Here is a 21,422-nt window from a genome sequence, read left to right as displayed (position 1 = left end):
GAAAATCAGCGGCTCTGCGTGGCATGCCCGCGTGCAAATTCAAGAAACCAGTCCAGGCTGGCGGGGTTGGTCAGTGCATCGCGGTTGACCACTTTGTCGATGGGCTGGCCGAGCAGCAGCTTCTTGATCGGCAGTTCGAGCTTCTTGCCGGTGAGCGTGCGCGGCACCTCGGCCACGGCAAACACCGCGTCCGGCACATGGCGCGGCGACGCGGCCGCGCGGATGGCGCTCTGGATGCGCCCGATCAGCGGCGCGTCCAGCACCACGCCCGGACGCAGCACGACGAACATCGGCATGTAGCTTTCGCGCCCCAGATATTCAAGGTCGACCACCAGGCTGTCGAGCACTTCGGGCAGCGCCTCGACCACGCTGTAGATGTCGCTCGTGCCCATGCGCACGCCGTGGCGGTTGATGGTGGTGTCGCTGCGACCGTAGATGATTGCGCCGCCGCGCGGTGTGATGCGAAGCCAGTCGCCATGCCGCCAGACGCCGGGGTACATGTCGAAATAACTGTCCAGATAGCGCCGGTTGCCGGGGTCGTTCCAGAAGTAGAGGGGCATGGACGGCATGGGCGCGGTGCAGACCAACTCACCCACCTCGTCCACGACCAGCTGGCCCTGCTCGCTGAAGGCCTCGACGCGCGCCCCAAGGCAGCGCCCCTGCATTTCTCCCACGACAACGGGCAGGGTCGGCACGCCGCCGACGAAGGCCCCGGCGAAGTCGGTGCCGCCGGAGATCGGGTTGATCCAGACATCGCGCCCGACATGCTTGGCAATCCACTGGTAGCTTTCCGGGGACAGTGGCGAGCCGGTCGAACCCACGGTGCGCAGCGGCCCCAGCGCGCCCACCTCGCGCGGCTCGACACCGGCTTTCTGGCAGGCCGCATAAAACGCCGCACCGGCACCCAGAAACGTCACGCCGACTTCCCCAGCGAAACGCCACAGCGTGGTGTAGTCGGGCCAGGCCGGGTTGCCGTCGTACAGGCAGGCCGTCGCCCCCACCAGCAAACCGCCCACCTGGCAGTTCCACATGATCCAGCCGGTGGTGGAAAACCAGTGGAAGCGGTCTTCGGGACCGAGGTCGTTGTGCAGGCGCATCAGCTTGACCTGCTCCAGCACAATGCCGCCATGGCCGTGCACGATGGGTTTGGGCAAGCCGGTGGTGCCCGACGAATACACCACCCACAGCGGGTGGTCGAAAGGCAGTGACTCGATGCGCAGTTCAGCCGGGGCGCTGACCACCTCGCTCCAGAGCACGCCACCGCGCAGCGCGTCCGCGCTGGCGCTGCGCTCCAGGCAGGGCAAGAGCACGCAGCGCTCGACGCTGGGCAGCCCGTCGAGCAGCGTGGCCACGGCTTCGCGCCGGTCGAAGCGCTTGCCACCCCAGTGGTAGCCATCGACCGCGATCAACACCTTCGGATCGATCTGCCGGAAACGGTCCAGCACCGTGGGCGCCCCCATGTCGGGCGAGCACACCGACCAGACCGCCCCCACCGAAACCGTGGCCAGAAAAGCCACGATGGTCTGCGGAATATTGGGCAGGTAGGCCACCACGCGGTCGCCCGGCCCCACGCCCGCCGCGCGCAGCCACTGGGCCAGCGCCGCCACCTGGTCTTGCAGCGTGCGCCAGGACATGTCCGCCCGCTCGCCCGCTTCATTGCGGAAGACGATGGCCGGTCTGGCGTCCGTGGCGTGCCGGAACACCTGCCGCGCATAGTTGGTGCGCGCGCCCACAAACCATTGCGCGCCTGGCATCCGGCGATCGCTCAGAACCGGGCCATTCCAGTCGTCGAGCGGCAACTCGAAATACTCGACGATGGCGCGCCAGAAGCCCTCCAGGTCATCCACGGACCATTGCCACAAGGCCTCGTAGTCGGCAAAGCGCAGGCCTTTTTCGCGTTCCAGCCATTGTTGGAAACGGGTCACCTCGGCACCCGCGATGCGATCCGCGCGGGGGGTCCACAAGATGTCGGTGGAAGACGGGCTCATGGCTTCCCTCCTGCTGTGCTTGCCATGGCGGTTTCTTGCAGGCGCACGACCCCGTCGCGCACCAGTTGGGCAATCTCCGGCGCACCGTAGCCCAATTCGCCCAGCACCTGCCCGGTATGCTGCCCCAGCGCAGGAGGCGCCGGCATCTCACCGATCTTGCGCATGCCTGCAGCCAGCTGCGCCGGAAAAGGGATCAGCGGCAGCCCCGGCATCTCGGGGTGCTCCACGAAACGGGCGGCCAGCACCGGGTCGGCCATGGCCTCGGACACCGTGTTCACCGGACCACAGGGAATATCGGCGGCCTCGAAGGCTGCCACCCAGGTAGCCGCCGAACGGGTGATGAAAATCGCCTCCAGTTCAGCCAGCAGCGCCGGCCGGTTGGCAATGCGCACCGCATTGCGCTGGTAACGCGGATCGGTGAGCCACTCCAGCCGCTCGATGACGGCGCAAAACCGCTTGAACGCACCTTCATTCACCACCGACACGCTGAACCAGGCACCGTCGGAGCCTCGAAAGTGACGGCTCGGCACAGCAATCGGCAGGTTCACCGCACGAACTGGCTCGCGCTGCTCAACCGCATATTCACCCACCTTGCTGGCAAGAAAATTGAACATGGTGTCCACCAGGGACAACTCCACGCGCTGCCCCTGGCCGGTCTGCTGCCAATGCATCACCGCGGCCAGCACGCCCAACGCGCCGCACATGCCGGACGCCACATCGATGATCGGCAAGCCGATACGAACCGGTGGATTGCCCTCTTCCCCGCTGGCGTAGAAGGCCCCCGTCATGCCCTGCACCACGCTGTCGACCGAGGGCCTGAGCCGGTAATCGCCCTGCTCACCGAAGGCGCTGACCATGTAGTACACCAGCGTCGGGTTGATGCGCCGCACCGCGTCGTAGGTCAGCGCATGGGTCTCGGCAAAGTCGGGGCGAAAGTTGTGCACCAGAACCTGGGCTTTTGAAATCAGCCGCTCCAGCACCGAGCGCCCGGCAGGGGTGCGTATGTCCAGCGCGATCGACTCTTTGCCCCGGTTGCAGGTCATGAAAGCGACGCTGGAGTCGCCATAAAACGGCGGGCCGAAATGCCGCCCCTCCTCGCCTGTCATGGCTTCGACCTTGATGACGCGGGCGCCCAGGTCGGCCAGCACCATGGCCGCGTAAGGCCCGGCTATCAAGCGAGACAGATCGACGACGGTGATGCCACTCAGAATACCTTGCACGGCAACGCCCTTTTCTACTTGCTGGCGCGTGAGCGGGTGCGGAAGGCCGCAATGCCGGCGCGATGCTCGGGCGTGTCTTCGAGCACCGCCATGTGCGAGGACACCATGTCCAGGTGTGTGGCGAGCGCCATGGTCTGGCTTTGGTAGACGGCGCGGCGAAAGAAGCGCACCGCCTGCTGCGGCTTGGCGGCAATGGTGCGCGCCATATCGTAGGTGGCGGTCATCAGTTCGGCATCGGGCACCACGCGATTGACCATGCCAATGCGGTCGGCCTCTTCCGCCCCCACCACGCGACCGGTCCAGAACAACTCGAGCGCGCGCGCCGTGCCTATCAGGCGCGGCAAGTACCAGGCACCGGCATCACCGGCCATCAGTCCGATGTTGATATAACTCTCGGCCAGCGTGGCCGAGCTGGCCATCAAGCGGATATCGCACATCAAGGCCATGTCGCAGCCAGCGCCTCGCGCAGCGCCGTTGACAGCGGCAATGACCGGTTTTTCCATCCGCTCCAGCGTGAGCGCAATGCGATGCACGTGGCGGTACAGAAAATCCTTGCGTCCCATGCTGTCCATTTCACTGAACTTAGCCATTTCCTCGAAGTCGCCACCCGCACAGAAGGCGCGTCCGGCACCGGTGACCACGATCACCTTGACTCGCTCATCAGCTTCGGCCTGCTCAAGTGCTGCGCGCCAAGCATCCACCATCTCAAGATCGAAGGCATTGAGCTGATCGGGCCGGTTGAGGGTCAGGGTCGCAATGCCGTCGGCATCAACCGCAAGCAAGATGGCAGGAACGACGGACATGGAAAACCTTTCTGACGGTGGGATGAACAAGGATCAAGGATCAAGGATCAAGGATCAAGGATCAAGGGCGACTGTCCGCGCCTGCCGGAAACCGGCTGGTTTCGATAAACGTCATGCGAACATATTGATAGAACGGTGGTTAGTTAGGACCGCAAGCCGAAGCACGCCTTGCAAGCAGCCTGGTCACAGGCGCGGGCGTGTGTTGCACACCCCATGACCTTCCCGACACCTATCGTTCAATGTCCTCGTACAGGGCGCGATAGCTGTCACGCAGCGGATGCTTTTGAATCTTGCCGGTGGAGGTCATCGGCAAGGCATCGACGATGCGGATCGCCTTGGGCACCTCAAAGCCACCGAGATGCTCCTTGCAGTGGTTGATCAACTCGGCCTCGTCGGCCTGCGCCCCTGGCTTGAGCACCACGAAGGCGGTGACCGCCTCGATCCAGCGCGGGTGCGGCAAACCAACCGCCGCCACATTGGCCACCGCCGGGTGGCGCAGCAACGTGGCCTCGACCTTGATGGACGGCACGTTTTCGCCGCCGGTCTTGATCATGTCCTTCTTGCGGTCCCTGAACATCATCTGGCCATCGACCCACATGCCTAGGTCACCGGTGTGGTGCCAGCCGAAAGCGCGTGCCTCAGCGGTGGCTTCGGGATTTTTGTAGTAGCCCTCCATCACGTTCGGACCGCGGTGCACGATCTCGCCGACCTCGCCGGGGCCGAGCAGCTGGCCCGCGTCGTCCATCACCGCCGTGTCGTTGATCAATGCACTGACGCCCCAGTAGGAACCAAAGCGTTTAAGCTGCTCTTCCGGCCGGAAGGCCATGGTGAGCGGGTACATCTCGGTCTGACCGGTGGCCAATGAGTAATTCGGGCAGAACTCGGCGATCAGGCGGCGCAGCAGGGTCTCGGCCATGGGCGCCATGGCGTACACGCACATGCGCAGGCTCGACAGGTCTCGCCCCGGGCGCGAGGGATGATCGAGCATGGCCTGGTGCATCAGCGGCAAGCCCACCAGCAAGGTCACCCGTTCACGCTCGATGGCGTCGAGCATGGCGGCGGGTTCGAAAGCGCGCATCACAATCACCGTGCCGCCGCCCGCCAGCACACCGCACATCAGCGTGTGCTGGGCGCAATGAAAGAGGGGCAGCACGGCAATGTTCACGGCATCGCGCCACACCCCCAACTCAAGCGCGTTGTTCATCGCTGCCATCACCACCGACAAATGGCTTTGCATCACCCCCTTAGGGCGGCCGGTGGTTCCGCTGGTGTACATGATCTGGGCTACGTCGCGGTCATGAATTTCAACCTCGGACTCAGTGGCAGACTGCGCAGCAATCGCTGCAGCGAAGCTGCTGAAAGCCCCAGCCCCCTCGCCTTCCAGCACCCATCCGCGACCGGGCTGCGCCTCGATGGCTGCACGCAACTCCGGGCGCACCAGCAGAGCGGCATCCACAAGCAGGAAGCGCGCCTCAGAGTGGTCGATGATGTAGCGAACGTCATCCAGCCCCAGGCCGGTGTTGATCGGCACCCAGATCAGGCCGGCGCGATGGATGCCGAACATGGCCACCAGGAACTCAAGCGAGTTATTGCATAGCGTGGTCACGCGGTCACCTCGCACCAAGCCAGCGGCCAGCAAGGCATTGGCGCAGCGGGTCACGCGCTCATCGAGCTCACCGTAGCTCATGCGCTGATCGCCGAGCACGAACGCCGTCTTGGCGCGGTCTCGAGCTGCCGAGCGGCGCAGGAAGTCGCCGATGGCCACGCGGGCAATTGCGCCAGGGGATGGCACACCAGCGATGACGGAGGTTGATGGGTTCATGATCGATGTCTCCTGCATTTTGAATTGTTTGACCGGTGCCGCCGACCATCCTGCCAGGAACAAGCCTGGCCTCTGCTTTACCTCGGCATCCGCTGCGACCTATAACGCAGTCACCAATTCGGGCACCGCTGTGAACAGATCCGCCACCAGCCCATAGTCGGCCACCTGGAAGATCGGCGCTTCGGCGTCCTTGTTGATCGCAACGATCACCTTGCTGTCCTTCATGCCGGCCAGGTGCTGGATGGCGCCCGAGATGCCGACCGCCACGTACAACTGGGGTGCCACGATCTTGCCGGTCTGGCCGACCTGGTAGTCGTTGGGCGCGTAGCCGGCGTCGACGGCGGCGCGCGAGGCGCCGATCGCCGCGCCAAGCTTGTCGGCCAGCGGCTCCAGCACGGCGTGAAACTTGTCGGCCGCGCCCAGTCCGCGTCCGCCCGATACGATGACCGTTGCAGCGGCGAGTTCCGGGCGCTCCAGCTTCACCACCTCACGCCCGACCAGGGTGGTCAAGCCGAGATCGCCAGCCGCGTCCAGCGTCTCGACCGCTGCCGTGCCGCCCGAACCGACCGGGTCGAAGGCGGTGGTGCGAATGCTCAGCACCTTGATGGCATCCTTTGATTGCACGCGGGCCAGCGCGTTGCCGGCATAGAACGGGCGCAGGAAGGTGTCGGGCGACTCGATCGCGATCACGTCCGACACCTGGGAGGCGTCCAGCAAGGCCGCCACGCGCGGCAGCACGTTCTTGCCAAAGGCCGTCGCCGGTGCCAGCACATGGGTGTAGCCCGCATCGGCGCGCACGCGTGAGCGCACCAGCTCGGCCAGGCTCTCGGCCATATGGGCCTCGTAGTGCGCCGCGTCGGCGTGCAGCACCTTGCTCACGCCCGCAACCGCCGCCGCAGTCTGGGCCACGGCAGCGCAGTTGCGGCCCGCCACCAGCACATGGATGTCGCCGCCGATGCGCGTGGCCGCGGCAATCGTGTTCAGCGTGGCCGCTTTGAGTACGGCGTTGTCGTGTTCCGCAATGATCAGGGTTGTCATCAGATCACCTTCGCTTCTTCTTTGAGTCGTTTGACGAGTTCGGCCGTGTCGGCCACCTTGATGCCGGCCTTGCGGGTCGGCGGCTCGCTGACGTGCAGGGTCACGGTGCGCGGCGCGATGTCGATGCCGAGCTCGGCCGCCTTGATCACCTCCATCGGCTTTTTCTTGGCCTTCATGATGTTGGGCAGCGTGATGAAGCGCGGCTCGTTCAGGCGCAGGTCGGTCGTGATCACGGCCGGCAGCTTCATGGCCAGGGTTTCCAGGCCGCCGTCGATCTCGCGCGTGATGGTGGCGGTGTCGCCGCCGATCTGCACCTTGGAGGCGAAGCTGGCTTGGGCCCAGCCCATCAGCGCGCCAAACATTTGGCCAGTCTGGCCAGCGTCGTCATCAATCGCCTGCTTGCCGAAGATGGCGAACTGAACGCCCTCTTTTTGGGCCACATGCTGCATCAGCTTGGCCACCGCGAGCGGTTCGAGCGCGGCGTCGGTTTCAACCAGCACGGCGCGATCGGCGCCGATGGCCATCGCGCTGCGCAGCGTCTCCTGGCAAGCGGTCGGGCCACAGGACACGACGATCACTTCAGAAGCGACACCGGCCTCCCTGAGGCGCACCGCCTCTTCGCAGGCGATCTCGTCGAACGGGTTCATGGACAATTTCTGGTTCGCGAGATCGACTCCCGAACCGTCGGACTTGACGCGGGCCTTGACGTTGTAGTCCAGCACCCGCTTGACAGCGACCAATATCTTCACTTTATCTCCATGTGACTAATATAAACAATTGAAAACGGTAAGATGGAAGCCGAATCCGGCCCGTTCAATCACTGCTCACTCCCGATGCGGCCACACGAGGAAACAGCATCGCGTACATGCGCTGCGCCAACGCATCGATGTCCAGACGCCCGCCAGGCTGGTACCACTGCGCCGTCCAGTTGAGGGCACCGAGAACTGTCTGGCGCACCAACACGACATCTGTATCGACCAGGCCCAGCGCCGCAGCCTCGCTGATCGGCGTCATCCACAAGGTCTCGTAGGCGTCGCGCGATGCCATCACCCGGGTCTGGGCGGCCGGCGAAAGGCTGCGCCACTCATAGAGCAGCACGGTCATGGCGTCGAGCCTCGTACCCAGCAAAGCCTTCAGGTGGCTGCGCACCATCGACAGCAGCCGCTCGGGCAAGCGAACTTCGCCAGCCAGCCCGTCGCGCACCGACCGCATGATGTCGCGAACACCCTCCTCCATTATCGCCACCAGCAGATCCTCCTTGGTCGCGAAATGGTAGAAGAGCGAGCCTGAAGTCATGCCCATGGCCTGGGCAATCTCGCGCACCGAGGTGCGCTCGAAACCCTGGCGCCGGAACCGACTCGCCGCAGCCGCCAGGATCGCATCTCTGCGCGGGAGTGGGTTGTCTTGCTCCTTTGTCATGCCATATACTATATCATCTAACAAGCGTTTGGTCGATAGCCTTGTGCATCGCGCATTGGGCGCTTCCGGCGCCTTCCCGTGTGGACGAGCAACTCTTCGCGACCGTCGGCCACGCCAGCGTCAATCAGATTTCAAGGACAGACCCATGCTCAACCGCACCCTCTTCGGTGAAGAACACGAACTCTTCCGGGACCAGGCCCGCCGCTTTCTGGAAGAAGAGGTCATCCCCCATCACGCTGGCTGGGAAACCTATGGCATCGTGCCGCGCGCCGTCTGGCGCAAGGCCGGCGCCGCAGGCCTGCTGTGTCCGGCCATTCCCGAAGCCTACGGCGGCGGCGGCGGTACGCGCCTGCACAGTGCCGTGCTGATTGAAGAAGTCGCGCGCGCCGGCACCACCGGCATCGGCTTCGGACTGCATTCCGACATCGTGGCACCTTACATCCTGGCCTACGGCACCGAGGAGCAAAAGCACAGCTGGCTGCCAAAGATGGCCACCGGCGAGGTGATTGGCGCCATCGCCATGACCGAGCCGGGCGCGGGCAGCGACCTGCAAAACGTGCGCACCAGCGCCGTGCGCGACGGCGACGAACTGGTGATCAATGGTCAAAAGACCTTCATCACCAACGGCCAGAACGCCGACCTGGTGATCGTTGTCGTCAAGACCGACCCGAAGCAAGGCGCCAAAGGAACCTCACTGGTGCTGGTCGAGACCAATCGCCCCGGATTCAAGCGCGGACGCAACCTCGAAAAGATAGGCATGAAGGCGCAGGACACCTCGGAACTCTTCTTTGAAGACGTGCGCGTGCCGGTCAGCAACATTCTCGGCGGCGAGGGCAAGGGCTTTTTCTTGCTGATGCAGGAACTAGCCTGGGAACGCATGCAGATCGCCGTCGGCGCGGTCGCAGGTGCCGAGGCCGCGCTCGAATGGACGCTAGCCTACACCAAGGATCGCAAGGCCTTCGGCCAGCGCGTGATCGATTTCCAGCACAACCGCTTCAAGCTCGCCGAAATGAAAACCGAGGTGCAGATCGCACAGGTCTTTGTCGACCGCCTGCTCGGCCTGCTGATGGATGGTCAGCTTGATGCCGCCACCGCCGCGATGGCCAAGTACTGGACCACCGACCTGCACTGCAAGGTGATCGACCAATGCCTGCAGATGTTCGGCGGCTTCGGCTACATGTGGGAGTACCCGATTGCCCGCGCCTATGCGGATGCGCGCGTCGCGCGCATCTACGGTGGCGCCAACGAAATCATGAAGGAAATCATCAGCCGTACGCTGTAGCACACGCCGCCAGCCGCTTTCCGCCATCTTGCCTATCGCTTCCACAGATTCAGAAAGAAGGAAACCCACCATGACCGAAACATTCATTTTTGATGCCGTGCGCACGCCGCGCGGCAAGGGCCGCAGCTCGGGTGCGCTGCACGGCAGCACGCCCATCAGTCTGGCCATCACCGCGCTGCAGGCGCTGCGCGACCGCAACACCCTGGACACCGCCTTCGTGGACGACATCATCCTCGGCTGCGTCGAACCCGCCGGCGAGCAAGGCGCCAACATCGCCCGCGTTGCGGCCATCGCCGCCGGGTACCACGAAAGCGCTGCCGGTGTGCAGATCAATCGCTTTTGCGCCTCGGGCCTGGAGGCCTGCAACATGGCCGCCGCCAAGGTGATGTCGGGCCAGTCGCCACTGGTCATCGGCGGCGGCGTCGAGAGCATGAGCCGTGTGCCCATGGGCACCAGCGGCGGCGCTTGGGCGGCTGACCCCGCGGTAGCGATTCCGACCTATTTTGTGCCGCAGGGCATTTCAGCCGATCTGATTGCCACCCTTTACGGCCACAGCCGCAACGATGTTGACAGCTACGCGGTCGAAAGCCAGCGCCGCGCGGCACTCGCATGGGCCGAAGGCCGCTTCGCCAAGTCGATTGTTCCCGTCAAGGACGTGAACGGTTGCGTCGTACTGGATCGCGACGAACACATGCGCGCCGAAACCACGCTGGAGTCGCTGGCCAAGCTGGAGCCTGCGTTCAAGGTGCAGGGCGAGAAATACGGCTTCGACGCGGTGGCCATGCAGCGCTATCCGGAGATCGAGCGCATGGCGCACGTGCACCACGCCGGCAACTCGTCGGGCATTGTTGACGGCGCGGCCGCGGTGCTGATCGGCAACGCCGAGGCCGGCAAGCTGCTGGGCCTGAAAGCCCGTGCACGCATCCGCTCGTTCGCCTCCATCGGCAGCGAACCCACCATCATGCTGACCGGCCCCTCCTACTCGGCGGAAAAGGCGCTCAAGCTCGCCGGCATGAGGGCCAGCGACATCGACCTATATGAACTGAACGAAGCCTTCGCCTCGGTCGTGCTGCGTTTCATGGAAGTGATGAACGTCCCGCACGACAAGATGAACGTCAACGGCGGTGCCATTGCCATGGGGCACCCGCTGGGCGCGACCGGCGCCATGATACTGGGCACCGTGCTCGACGAACTCGAGCGGCGCAACCTGTCCACTGGCCTGATCACGCTGTGCGTGGGCGCCGGCATGGGCACCGCCACCATCATCGAGCGCGTCTGAAGCCCCGGCACGACGCGATCCTCATCACAGACCTGGACCACCACCATGACTATTGACTACAAGGTTGATGCCGACGGCATCGCCACCATCACCTGGGCCATGCAGGACGTGCCGATGAACGTCCTCAACGGGCAATCCATTCCCGCCTTCGCCGACGCCGTGAAGCGTGCCCAAGCGGATTCTGCCGTCAAGGGCGTGGTCGTCACATCCTCCAAGCCCGAATTCATCGCCGGCGCCGACCTCAACATGATGCTCGCCATCACCGACGTGGCCGGCATGATGGACTTTGTCACCCAGTTGCACGCCCTGATGCGCGGCATTGAGAAAAGCGGCAAGCCCTTCGTCGCGGCCCTCAACGGCACCACGCTTGGCGGCGGCTACGAGGTCGCGCTGGCCTGCCACCGACGCATTGCCGCCGACAACCCTAAGGCCCTCATCGGCCTGCCCGAGGTGGGCCTTGGCCTACTGCCGGGCGGAGGCGGCACGCAGCGTCTGCCGCGCATGATCGGCGTGCGCAACGCGCTGCCCTTCCTGCTCGAAGGCAAAAAGCTCGCCCCGAAAAAAGCCCTGGAAGCGGGTCTGGTCGATGAAGTCGTGCCGGCCGACCAACTGCTGGCCCGCGCCAAGCAGTGGCTGCTGACCGACGGTGCCGCTGCCGCTGTTCAGCCCTGGGACCGCAAGGGTTTCAAGCTGCCGGGCGGCGCCGTGCAAAGCCCCATGGGCTACGAAACCTTCACCGCAGGCAACGCCATGCTGCGCGCCAAGACCTTTGGCAACTATCCCGCGCCCGAGGCGATCTTGAACTGCGTCTACAACGGCTGCCAGGTCGACATCGACACCGGCTGCAAGGTCGAGATGCGCGAGTTCGTCAAGCTGACGACCGGCAAAGAGGCCAAGAACATGATTCACTCGCTGTTCTTTGGCATTCCCGCCGCCAGCAAGCTGGCCTCCCGGCCCAAGGGCGTGCCTCAGGCCAGCTACCGCAAGGTCGGCATTCTGGGGGCTGGCATGATGGGCGCGGGCATTGCCTTCGCCGCCGCCGAGGTCGGCATGGAAGTGGTGCTGCTCGACAGCAGCACCGACAGCGCGGCCAAGGGCAAGGCCTACAGCGAGAACCTGTGGAACAAGCGCGTGGCCGCCAAGCGCATGACCGAGGCCGAGCGTGATGCCAAGCTCACCCTGATCAAACCGACCACCGACTTCGCCGACCTGGCAGGCTGTGACATCGTGGTCGAAGCGGTGTTTGAAGACCGCGCCATCAAGGCCGACGTGACGCGCAAGGCCGAGGCGGTGATCGCCCCCGGCGCCATCTTCGCCTCCAACACCTCCACCCTGCCCATCAGCGGGCTGGCCGAGGCGTCCGCACGTCCGGCCAATTTCATCGGCCTGCATTTCTTCTCGCCAGTCGACAAGATGCCGCTGGTGGAGATCATTCGCGGCCAGGCCACCAGTGATGAATGCCTGGCCCGTGCCATGGACTTCGTCAAGGCGATCCTCAAGACGCCCATCGTCGTCAATGACAGCCGCGGCTTCTACACCAGCCGGGTGTTCTCGACCTACGTCGGCGAAGGCCTGGCGCTGCTGGCCGAAGGCGTGAAGCCGGCGCTGATCGACAACGCCGGGCGCATGGCCGGCATGCCGGTGGGGCCGCTGGCGCTGGCCGACGAAGTCTCGCTCGAATTGATGGCGCGCATCCGGAAACAGACCGCCGCCGACCTCGGCAAGGCCTACCAGCGCAGCGCCATCGACGACGTCTGCGACCGCATGGTGGACAAGTTGGGACGACTGGGTAAAAAGACCGGTAAGGGTTTCTACGACTACCCGCAAGATGGCCAGAAGCAACTGTGGGCAGGCCTGGCGCAGGCGTTCCCGCTGGCGGCCACGCAACCCACGGTCGAAGAGGTCAAGCAACGCCTGATGTTCATCCAATCGGTCGAAACCGCGCGCTGCCTCGAAGAAATAGTGCTGCTGGCGCCCATCGATGCCGATGTCGGCGCGATCCTGGGCTGGGGTTTCCCGGCCTACCTGGGCGGCCCGATCGGCCAGATCCACAGCCTGGGGCTGGCCGCTTTTGTCAAGGCCTGCGAGACCCTGGCCGAGCGGCACGGTGCGCGCTTTGCGCCGCCGCAACTGCTGCGCCGCATGGCCGATCAGGGTGAGCGTTTTTACGACCTGTAAGCAGGCCTGTGACCCCATTCGTTCACTGCGACCTTTCAGCGAGAACCACCCATGCCCGCCATTCAAAGTCAAGTCGACCCGCAGTCAGAGAGCTTCCTGCGCGAGCGCGCACAGATGCTCGCGCTGATCGACAGTTTCCGCACGCTCGAAGACCGTGTGCGCAACACGTCGAACAGCCAAGAAGCCAAGTTCCGCGCCCGCAAGCAGCTGCTGCCGCGTGAGCGCATCGCGCTGCTGCTCGATCGCGGCTCGTCGTGGCTGGAGTTTTCGACCCTGGCCGGCTTCAGGATGCACGACGACGACGGCGAGAAGAACGTGCTGGGGGGCGGGATCATCTGCGGCACCGGGGTGGTGTCGGGCATTCGTTGCGTGGTGATCGCCTCCGACAGCGCGATCAAGGGCGGCACCATCACACCGATGGGCATGAAGAAGAGCCTGCGCGCCGAAGCCATCGCACTGGAGAACAAACTGCCAGTGGTGCGACTGGTCGAGTCCGGCGGCGCCAACCTGATGCATGTGGGCGAGGTGTTCATTGAAGGCGGCCGCGGCTTCGCCAACCAGGCGCGGCTATCGGCCAGGGGCATTCCGCAGGTCTGCGTGATGCACGGCCACTCAACTGCCGGCGGCGCCTACCTTCCGGGCATGTCCGACTATGTGATCATGGTGCGCGGCCGTGCAAAGGCTTTCCTGGCCGGCCCACCCTTGCTAAAAGCCGCCACCGGCGAGATCGCCACCGACGAAGAGCTGGGCGGCGCCGAGATGCACTGTTCGATGTCGGGCGTGGCCGAGTACCTGGCCGAGGACGACGCCGACGGCATCCGCATCGCACGCGACATCTTGGCGCGGCTGCCGTGGAACGACCGCTTGCCGATGAGCGCGGTGAAGATCTGGAAAGAGCCGCGTTATCCGGTCGAGCAACTGGCGGGCGTGGTGCCGGTTGACTTTCGCCAGCCCTACGACATGCGCGAAGTGCTGGCGCGGGTGATCGACGACTCCGACTTCCTCGAATTCAAACCGCTGTACGGCTCCGGCACCGTGTGCGGCCATGGTGCCATCGAGGGATACCCTTGCGGCTTCATCGGCAACAACGGGCCCATTGATCCGCAAGGCGCCACCAAGGCAACCCAGTTCATCCAGTTGTGCTGCCAGTCGGGCACCCCGATCGTCTATCTGCAGAACACCACCGGCTTCATGGTCGGCAAGGATGTGGAGCAGGTCGGAATGATCAAGCATGGCGCCAAGATGATCCAGGCCGTGGCCAATGCCACCGTGCCGCAAATCACCGTGATGACAGGTGCCTCCTTCGGTGCCGGCAACTACGGCATGTGCGGCCGCGCCTACGATCCGCGCTTCGTGTTCGCCTGGCCCAACGCGCGGGTGGCTGTGATGGGCGGCGAGCAGGCCGCCACCGTGATGCGCATCGTCACCGAAGAAAAATTTGCCCGCACTGGCAAGGAGCCACCCGCCGAAACCATGGCCACCATGAAAAGCGAGATCCTGGCACGTTTTGACCTCGAATCGCATTCGCTGTTTGCCACCGCGCGCCTGTGGGACGACGGCATCATCGACCCGCGCGACACCCGCCGCGCGCTCGCCACCACCCTGGCGGTGTGTCGGGAAGCCGGGTTGAGGCCCTTGCTTTCGAACACTTTTGGCGTGGCACGGATGTGAGAACCCTGATGAACTTCACCAAAATCCTGATCGCCAACCGCGGAGAAATCGCCTGCCGGATCATCCGCACAGCCCAGGCCCTGGGCTACCGCACGGTGGCCGTTTACAGCGAAGCCGATGCGCGGGCGCTGCATGTCGCCCTGGCCGACGAGGCCGTGTGCATCGGCCCGGCGCCGGTACGCGAGAGCTACCTCAACGTTGCGGCGCTGCTGGCGGCGGCGCGCAGCACAGGCGCCGACGCGGTACACCCCGGCTACGGCTTCCTGTCCGAGAACGACGGCTTTGCGCAGGCTTGCCTGGACGCCGGGCTGGTGTTCATCGGCCCGGACCCGCAGGCCATCCTGAAAATGGGCAACAAGGCCGGCGCCAAACGCCTGATGCTGGCGGCGGGCGTGCCCTGCGTGCCGGGATATCAGGGCACCGACCAATCCGATGCCACGCTGCTCACGAAAGCTGCCGAGATCGGTTTCCCGATCATGGTCAAGGCGGCGGCGGGCGGCGGCGGGCGCGGCATGCGGCTGGTCGAACACCCGCAAGACCTGGCGGTCGCCCTGGTCAGCGCCCGCTCGGAAGCCGGCAACGCCTTCGGCAGCGAAGAGCTCATCCTGGAGCGCGCGGTGATGGAGCCGCGCCACGTCGAAATCCAGGTCTTCGGCGACCAGCACGGCCACATCATCCACCTGGGCGAACGCGACTGCTCGATCCAGCGCCGGCACCAGAAGGTGTTCGAAGAAGCGCCCTCCCCGGCGGTCACGCCCGAGCTGCGCGCGCAAATGGGCGCGGCGGCGGTGGCGGCGGCGCGCACCGTGAACTACGTCGGCGCCGGCACGGTCGAGTTTCTGCTCGACCGCGAAGGGCGTTTCTACTTTCTGGAGATGAACACACGGCTGCAGGTCGAACACCCGGTGACCGAGTGCATCACCGGACTGGACCTGGTGGCCTGGCAGATCGCCGTGGCCCGTGGCGAGCCCTTGCCGCTGGCGCAGGAGCAAGTGCAATTGAACGGGCACGCGATCGAAGTGCGCCTGTATGCCGAAGACCCGTACGCGGGCTTCCTGCCGCAAAGTGGCGATGTTGCGCTCTGGAGCCCGCCCACGGGCGAAGGCGTGCGCGTTGACCACGGCCTGGCATCGGGTCAGACCGTGAGCCCTCACTACGATCCGATGATCGCCAAGATCATTGCACACGGCGCCACCCGCGACGAAGCCCGGCGACGCCTGATCGGTGCGCTGCAACGCACCCGCCTGCTCGGTCTGCCCCACAACCGTGCCTTCCTCGAAGCCGTGGCCAGCCACCCGGCCTTCGCCGCTGGCGAAACGACCACGGCCTTCATCGCCCAGCACTTCGGCGCTGCGGCGCTGGTGCGGCCCCAGCCCGACTCGCTGGCGCTGGCGCTGGCCGGCACGCTGTGGTTTGAAGCCAGCGCCACGCCGGTCGCAGCCGCGCCCTGGCGCTCCAGCGGACCGGCACGCTGGCCGATGCTGATCGGCGAGGGCGAACACCGACATGCCGTGCATATCACGGTCACTGGCGCCCACCGCTACACGCTCGAAGTGGGCGCGGCGCTGCACCACGTCACCCTCAGCGGGCGTCAAGGCGAGTGCCTGCACCTGATCGCCGATGGCGTGCAACAGCACGCGGCTGCGGTGTTTGCCGGCGGCGTGTTGCACCTGGAACTGGGCGACCTGAGCGCCAGCTTTGAAGACCTGACCTATGACCCACCGGCCGCAGCTGCAGGCAGCGCGGAGTCACGTGTGCTCGCCCCCATGAATGGACGGGTACTGGCCGTTGACGTCCAACCTGGCGACACCGTCACCAAGGGGCAACGCCTTGTGGTGCTCGAAGCCATGAAGATGGAGCACCAACTGCTGGCCCGTCGCGACGGCGTGGTGGACCAAGTGGCGGTGCGCGCTGGCGACCAGGTGGCCACGCGCGCCTTGTTGGTGTCGCTGGTCGAGCAGCCTGATTGAGGCGCGCACCGCCCTGCACGCACGACACCCGCCACACCCACGAGGAGTAATACCCATGCCTGCCGAAACCCTGCCTGCCAAGAGTCCCTTCTATACGCCCGAGCACCTGGCGTTCCGCGACGCGATGCGCCGCTTCGTCGCCCGAGAAATCAGTCCGCACGTGGATGCCTGGGACGAAGCCGAGTCCTTTCCTGTCGATCTGTACCGCAAGGCGGCCGAAATCGGCCTGCTGGGCCTGGGTTTTCCGCAAAGCCATGGCGGCAACGACGGCGACCTGTTCATGACCATCATCGCCGCGCAGGAACTGGCGCGTTGCGGTGCTGGCGGTGTGCTGGCGAGTCTGCTGTCGCACACCATCGGCTGCCCGCCCATCGTCAACGTGGGCAGCGAGGCGCTCCAGCAGCGCGTCTTGCCGCCGGTGCTGCGGGGCGAGAAGATCAGCGCACTCGGCATCACCGAACCCTCCGGCGGTTCGGACGTGGCCAACCTCAAGACCACGGCGCGCCGGGATGGTGACCACTACGTCGTCAACGGCTCGAAAACCTTCATCACCTCCGGCATGCGCGCCGACTTCTACACCGTGGCGGTGCGCACCGGCGGGCCGGGGCCGGGCGGCGTGTCGCTGCTGCTGATCGAGAAAGGCACGCCCGGCTTTACGCAAACGCCCTTGAGAAAAATGGGCTGGTGGTGCTCCGACACCGCCGACCTGTATTTCGACAACTGCCGCGTGCCGGTGGAGAACCTGGTGGGGGTGGAAAACCAGGGCTTCAAAGCCATCATGAAGAATTTCAACCGCGAGCGTATCTTTCTCGCCGCCGGCGCCAACGGTTTTGCCCGTGTCTGCCTGGACGAGGCGCTGGTCTGGTCGCGTGAGCGCGAGATGTTTGGCGGCAAGTTGATCGACCAGCAGGTCACCCGCCACAAACTCGCCGACATGGCCATGCGCGTCGAGGCGACCCAGGCCATGCTGGAATTGCTCGCCTGGCGCGTCGAACAGGGCGACACGCCGGTGGGCGAAATCTGCCTGCTGAAAAACCAGGCCACCCAGACCATGGCCTATTGCGCCAGCGAGGCGGTGCAACTGCACGGCGGCGCCGGTTTCATGCGCGGCGTCAAGGTGGAGCGCATTTACCGCGAAGTCAAGGTCAACGCCATCGGTGGCGGCGCCGAAGAAGTGATGCGCGACCTGGCGGCGCGACAGCTCGGGTTTTACGCCTGATCTGGATGGACCTATGAGCGGCTCTCAATCCCCTGAGCAACCCAAGTCGGACCCGGCGCTGCCCGAGGCCATGCGCTTGGCCCTGGCGAACGCGCCAGCGTCTGACTGCACGCACGGCTTCCCCCGCGCCTGGTGGCGCCACCTCGGCGCCAGTGGCCTGCTCGGCGTGGGCTTCGACAGCGACGGTGGGGCGCCCGTAGCGGACTCCGCGCTGGTCAGCGCGCTGGCCGGCATCGTCGCCCGGGAATCCGCCAGTCTGGGGCTGGGCATGGCGTGGATGATGCAGCAAATGCTGGCGCGCTTCGTGCTGTCGCCGAATCTGCGCAGCGACCGGCATCGTGCGCTGCTGCAATCCATGGCGGTCGGCGACACCCTGCTGGCACTCGCGATCTCCGAGCCCGGCACCGGCGCACACCCCAAACACCTGAGCTGCCGGGCGGTACGGGACGGCGACGACTGGCTTCTTGACGGCCACAAGGCCTTCGTCAGCAACGGTCCGGCCGCCGATGCCATCATCGTGCTGGCCGTCAGCGGCGAAAAAGAAGGGCGCAAGCGCTTCGATGCTTTCGTCATTGAGGCCAACACACCGGGCCTGACCCGCGAACTGGACGACAAAGTGCGCGGACTGGCGCCGCTGGGCAATTGCGGCCTGCGCCTGGTCGGCTGCCGGGTGCCGGAAAGCCAGCGCCTGGGCGAGCCTGGACAGGCTTTCGACACCATCGCTCGGCCGCTGCGCGCGATCGAAGACGCGCTGCTGCTGGGCCCGATGCTCGGCGCCATGCAAGCCGAGCTGGATACCCTGGCACGCTGGTTTCGCCATGCAGCCCGCACGCCGGCTTTGACCCGGGAGCTGGGTGGCTTGCAACTCGAACTCGACGCCCTCTCGCCCGTGGCACGCCATGCCGCCCAGCACCTGGACCAGCACGGGCCCGACGAGGCGCTGGCGGCGTTCAACCTGGGCGCGCGCCGCCTGTTTGATCGCTGGCAAGGCGCCTGTGAATCCTTTGCCGCAGCCCTGGACGCCCATGAACCGGCCCTGCTCACCCTGGCGCGCGACCTGCGCCTGGTGCAGGGCATCGCCCGCAGCATCGCCGAATCCCGGCAATTCCAGGCCGGAGAAACCCTTTTGGAATCAACGACAACCCATGAAAACACTGCACCAAGCCCACTTTGATTCCTTTGACCGAGTCTCCAAAGCCTTCGCCTCGGTCGACTACATCGCCAGCCGCGAAATCGCCACCTCGGTCTACCTGGGCTTCAACCTGGAAAAGCCGATCCTGGTCGAAGGCCCGGCCGGCGTCGGCAAGACCGAACTGGCCAAGGGCATGGCCGAGATTCTCGACGTGCCCCTGATCCGCATGCAGTGTTACGAAGGCCTGGACGAATCCAAGGCTTTGTACGAGTGGAAATACGGCAAGCAATTGCTCTACACGCAACTGCTCAAGGACAAGCTGGGCGAGATGATGCAGGGCGCCGTCGGCCTGGCCGCCTCCATGGACAAGCTGCATGCGCACGACGACCTGTTTTTCAGCGAGCATTTCCTCGAACCGCGCCCTCTCTACCAGGCCTTGCACCAAGAGCGCGGCTGCGTGCTGCTGATCGACGAGATCGACAAGTCCGACCCCGAATTCGAGGCCTTCCTGCTCGAAGTGCTGTCCGACTTCCAGGTCTCGGTACCCGAACTCGGCACCATCAAGGCCAAGGTCAAGCCCCTCGTCTTTCTCACCAGCAACAACACGCGCGAAATGAGCGACGCGCTCAAGCGCCGCTGCCTGCACCTGCACATCTCCTTCCCCGAAGCCGCGCTGGAGCGGCGCATCCTGGAGCGGCGCGTGCCCGGCCTGTCGGCAACACTGAACCGGGAGCTGGTGGCCTTCATCCAGGCAGTGCGCCAGTTGGACCTGAAAAAACTGCCCTCGGTCAGCGAAACCATCGACTGGGCCAAGACGCTGCTGCTGCTGCACGCCGAACACCTGAACCTGGACGTGGTGCGCGACACGCTCAATGTCTTCCTCAAGTTCGAGCAAGACATCGCCACCGCCAACGCGCAGATGTCCACCCTGCTGCAACAAGCGCGCAAGGATGCGGAGAGTCCCCGTGCAAGCCACGCTTGAAGACTTTTTCAAGGCGCTGCGCGGCAGCGACCTTGAAATCCATCTCAACGCCCAGGTCGAGGCGGCGCGTGCCGTCGAACTGGTGGGTTGGAGCGACCGCGCCCTGCTCAAAATCGCGCTGGGCACCACGCTGGCCAAGACCACGGTCGACCGCGCCCTGTTCGACGAGGCCTTTGACCATTTCTTTCGTTTCAGCTCTTTTGAAAACCTGGCAGCCCCTGGCGGCGCGGTCCGGCCCGGCGTCCAACCCGGCGCCGACGCCACACCAGCGCAGGACCCGCCCGAGCAAAGCCCCAAAAACCAGACAGCCACCGGCTCCGGCGGGCCGGGCGGTTGCCAGGGCAGCGGCGGCCAGGCCTTGTCGCAGTTGTTGCTGTCGGGCGACTCGGCGGCGCTGGCCAAGCGCATGCAGGAGGCCGCGCGCGAGGTGGGCCTGACCGACATCTGGTTCTTCACGCAAAAGGGTTTTTACACCCAGAAGATCCAGCAGGCCATGGGCCTGGAACTATTGGACCGCGAAATCTCTGACGCCAAACGCCAGACGCTGGCGCCCAAGCGCGCCAAGGAGCTTGAACTGGCGCGCAAGAAATTGTTCGAGGAGGTTCGCAATTTTGTCGAACGCAAACTCGCGCTCTTCGGCACGGCCCCGACGCGCCAGTTGCACGACGACTTCCTGCAAACGCAAAAGCTCTCCAACATCGAAAAGCGCGATTTCGCGCGCATGCACGTCATCGTCAGCAAAATCGCCAAGCGGCTGGCTGATCGCCACTCGCGGCGCAAGAAGCAGCGGGTGCGCGGCCAGCTCGACTTCCGCAAGACCCTGCGCAAGAACGCGGCCTACGACGGCGTGATGTTCGAGACCTTCTGGCGGTCCAAGGTGGTGGACCGGCCACGCGTGGTGGCCATTTGCGACGTCAGCGGCTCGGTGCGCCAGTACGCGCGCTTTCTGCTGCTGTTCCTGCACAGCCTGGGCGAGCAGGTCAGCGACGTGCGCAGTTTCGCCTTCACCAACCACCTGGTGGACGTGAGCGACACCTTCGAGCTGCTGCCGGTCGAGCAAGCGGTCGACAAAGTGATGCAGGCCGTGGGCGGCAGCGGCACCGACTACGGTCAAACCCTGCTCGATATTGAAGAACAATTGCTGGGCGACATCGACCGCCGCACCACGGTGCTGATCCTGGGCGACGCGCGCAACAACCGCGGCGAGGCGCATGTCGAGGTCATGAAGCAGCTTTATGAGCGCGCGCGCCGGGTGATCTGGCTCAATCCCGAGCCCACCTCGTTCTGGGGCCTGGGCGATTCGGAGATGAAGCGCTACGCGCCCTATTGCCACATCGCGCGCGAATGCAATTCCCTCACCCACCTGGAAAGCACACTCGACGCCTTGCTGCGCACCCATTCGGCCAGCGCGTAGAGCCC

The 21,422-nt window shown here is 65.1% G+C and carries 16 protein-coding genes; 9 read left to right on the top strand and 7 right to left on the bottom strand.

Annotation, left to right across the window (positions count from 1 at the left end):
- Positions 1–5: 5 nt before the first annotated feature.
- From AC07RV_RS31060 to AC07RV_RS31030, 7 genes are all read right to left on the bottom strand, one after another.
- A complete protein-coding gene (locus tag AC07RV_RS31060) occupies positions 6–1,988 on the bottom strand; it encodes an acetoacetate--CoA ligase (protein ID WP_204734823.1) in 1,983 nt (660 codons plus the stop codon).
- The gene (locus AC07RV_RS31055; RefSeq protein ID WP_085942575.1) at positions 1,985–3,208 is read right to left on the bottom strand and encodes a CaiB/BaiF CoA transferase family protein; all 1,224 of its coding nucleotides are present in this window, start codon (positions 3,206–3,208) and stop codon (positions 1,985–1,987) included. The genes AC07RV_RS31060 and AC07RV_RS31055 overlap by 4 nt, the downstream gene beginning before the upstream one ends.
- Positions 3,209–3,222: 14 nt before the next feature.
- Complete coding sequence (locus AC07RV_RS31050; RefSeq protein ID WP_008905383.1) at positions 3,223–4,011, bottom strand: enoyl-CoA hydratase/isomerase family protein; 789 nt, start codon at positions 4,009–4,011, stop codon at positions 3,223–3,225.
- A gap of 229 nt (positions 4,012–4,240) precedes the next feature.
- Positions 4,241–5,833, bottom strand: a complete 1,593-nt coding sequence (locus tag AC07RV_RS31045; RefSeq protein ID WP_246330766.1) for an AMP-binding protein — start codon at positions 5,831–5,833, stop codon at positions 4,241–4,243.
- 99 nt (positions 5,834–5,932) lie between these two features.
- Positions 5,933–6,871 carry an electron transfer flavoprotein subunit alpha/FixB family protein gene (locus tag AC07RV_RS31040; RefSeq protein ID WP_008905381.1) on the bottom strand — a complete coding sequence of 313 codons (939 nt, stop codon included), beginning with the start codon at positions 6,869–6,871 and terminating at the stop codon, positions 5,933–5,935.
- A complete protein-coding gene (locus tag AC07RV_RS31035) occupies positions 6,871–7,620 on the bottom strand; it encodes an electron transfer flavoprotein subunit beta/FixA family protein (protein ID WP_008905380.1) in 750 nt (249 codons plus the stop codon). Before AC07RV_RS31035 ends, AC07RV_RS31040 begins: the two co-directional genes overlap by 1 nt.
- 64 nt (positions 7,621–7,684) lie before the next feature.
- Positions 7,685–8,290, bottom strand: a complete 606-nt coding sequence (locus tag AC07RV_RS31030) for a TetR/AcrR family transcriptional regulator (RefSeq protein WP_310309198.1) — start codon at positions 8,288–8,290, stop codon at positions 7,685–7,687.
- Positions 8,291–8,435: 145 nt separating this feature from the next.
- Between AC07RV_RS31030 and AC07RV_RS31025 the strand changes: the two genes are divergently transcribed.
- From AC07RV_RS31025 to AC07RV_RS30985, 9 genes are all read left to right on the top strand, one after another.
- Complete coding sequence (locus AC07RV_RS31025; RefSeq protein ID WP_204734825.1) at positions 8,436–9,572, top strand: acyl-CoA dehydrogenase family protein; 1,137 nt, start codon at positions 8,436–8,438, stop codon at positions 9,570–9,572.
- Between the two features lie 70 nt (positions 9,573–9,642).
- Entirely contained in the window at positions 9,643–10,851 is a 1,209-nt protein-coding gene (locus tag AC07RV_RS31020) for an acetyl-CoA C-acetyltransferase (RefSeq protein WP_008905376.1), read from the top strand.
- 45 nt (positions 10,852–10,896) lie between these two features.
- Complete coding sequence (locus AC07RV_RS31015; RefSeq protein WP_492714897.1) at positions 10,897–13,029, top strand: 3-hydroxyacyl-CoA dehydrogenase NAD-binding domain-containing protein; 2,133 nt, start codon at positions 10,897–10,899, stop codon at positions 13,027–13,029.
- Between the two features lie 51 nt (positions 13,030–13,080).
- The gene (locus AC07RV_RS31010; protein ID WP_492714895.1) at positions 13,081–14,700 is read left to right on the top strand and encodes an acyl-CoA carboxylase subunit beta; all 1,620 of its coding nucleotides are present in this window, start codon (positions 13,081–13,083) and stop codon (positions 14,698–14,700) included.
- A gap of 8 nt (positions 14,701–14,708) precedes the next feature.
- Entirely contained in the window at positions 14,709–16,670 is a 1,962-nt protein-coding gene (locus tag AC07RV_RS31005) for an acetyl-CoA carboxylase biotin carboxylase subunit (RefSeq protein WP_310309195.1), read from the top strand.
- A 55-nt stretch (positions 16,671–16,725) separates the two neighbouring features.
- On the top strand, positions 16,726–17,889 hold the full coding sequence (locus tag AC07RV_RS31000) for an acyl-CoA dehydrogenase family protein (protein ID WP_204734827.1): 1,164 nt from the start codon (positions 16,726–16,728) through the stop codon (positions 17,887–17,889).
- 13 nt (positions 17,890–17,902) lie between these two features.
- Positions 17,903–19,063 (top strand): acyl-CoA dehydrogenase family protein, encoded by a 1,161-nt coding sequence (locus AC07RV_RS30995; RefSeq protein ID WP_444852528.1) that lies wholly within the window; start codon positions 17,903–17,905, stop codon positions 19,061–19,063.
- On the top strand, positions 19,035–20,003 hold the full coding sequence (locus AC07RV_RS30990; RefSeq protein WP_204734829.1) for an AAA family ATPase: 969 nt from the start codon (positions 19,035–19,037) through the stop codon (positions 20,001–20,003). Before AC07RV_RS30995 ends, AC07RV_RS30990 begins: the two co-directional genes overlap by 29 nt.
- Positions 19,987–21,417 (top strand): VWA domain-containing protein, encoded by a 1,431-nt coding sequence (locus AC07RV_RS30985; protein WP_444852529.1) that lies wholly within the window; start codon positions 19,987–19,989, stop codon positions 21,415–21,417. The genes AC07RV_RS30990 and AC07RV_RS30985 overlap by 17 nt, the downstream gene beginning before the upstream one ends.
- Positions 21,418–21,422 lie beyond the last annotated feature (5 nt).

This window comes from Variovorax sp. GW821-FHT09B01, from assembly GCF_059418345.1.
Note: the sequence above shows the minus strand (reverse complement) of the source record. Positions and strands in the feature narration are given on the sequence as shown.

What these genes read in the sequence shown, in the direction of transcription:
- AC07RV_RS31060 (WP_204734823.1), bottom strand. Translation starts at nt 1,988, where the DNA reads ATGAGCCCGTCTTCCACCGACATCTTGTGGACCCCCCGCGCGGATCGC.
- AC07RV_RS31050 (WP_008905383.1), bottom strand. Translation starts at nt 4,011, where the DNA reads ATGTCCGTCGTTCCTGCCATCTTGCTTGCGGTTGATGCCGACGGCATT.
- AC07RV_RS31045 (WP_246330766.1), bottom strand. Translation starts at nt 5,833, where the DNA reads ATGAACCCATCAACCTCCGTCATCGCTGGTGTGCCATCCCCTGGCGCA.
- AC07RV_RS31040 (WP_008905381.1), bottom strand. Translation starts at nt 6,871, where the DNA reads ATGACAACCCTGATCATTGCGGAACACGACAACGCCGTACTCAAAGCG.
- AC07RV_RS31030 (WP_310309198.1), bottom strand. Translation starts at nt 8,290, where the DNA reads ATGACAAAGGAGCAAGACAACCCACTCCCGCGCAGAGATGCGATCCTG.
- AC07RV_RS31025 (WP_204734825.1), top strand. Translation starts at nt 8,436, where the DNA reads ATGCTCAACCGCACCCTCTTCGGTGAAGAACACGAACTCTTCCGGGAC.
- AC07RV_RS31020 (WP_008905376.1), top strand. Translation starts at nt 9,643, where the DNA reads ATGACCGAAACATTCATTTTTGATGCCGTGCGCACGCCGCGCGGCAAG.
- AC07RV_RS31015 (WP_492714897.1), top strand. Translation starts at nt 10,897, where the DNA reads ATGACTATTGACTACAAGGTTGATGCCGACGGCATCGCCACCATCACC.
- AC07RV_RS31010 (WP_492714895.1), top strand. Translation starts at nt 13,081, where the DNA reads ATGCCCGCCATTCAAAGTCAAGTCGACCCGCAGTCAGAGAGCTTCCTG.
- AC07RV_RS31005 (WP_310309195.1), top strand. Translation starts at nt 14,709, where the DNA reads ATGAACTTCACCAAAATCCTGATCGCCAACCGCGGAGAAATCGCCTGC.
- AC07RV_RS31000 (WP_204734827.1), top strand. Translation starts at nt 16,726, where the DNA reads ATGCCTGCCGAAACCCTGCCTGCCAAGAGTCCCTTCTATACGCCCGAG.
- AC07RV_RS30995 (WP_444852528.1), top strand. Translation starts at nt 17,903, where the DNA reads ATGAGCGGCTCTCAATCCCCTGAGCAACCCAAGTCGGACCCGGCGCTG.
- AC07RV_RS30990 (WP_204734829.1), top strand. Translation starts at nt 19,035, where the DNA reads ATGAAAACACTGCACCAAGCCCACTTTGATTCCTTTGACCGAGTCTCC.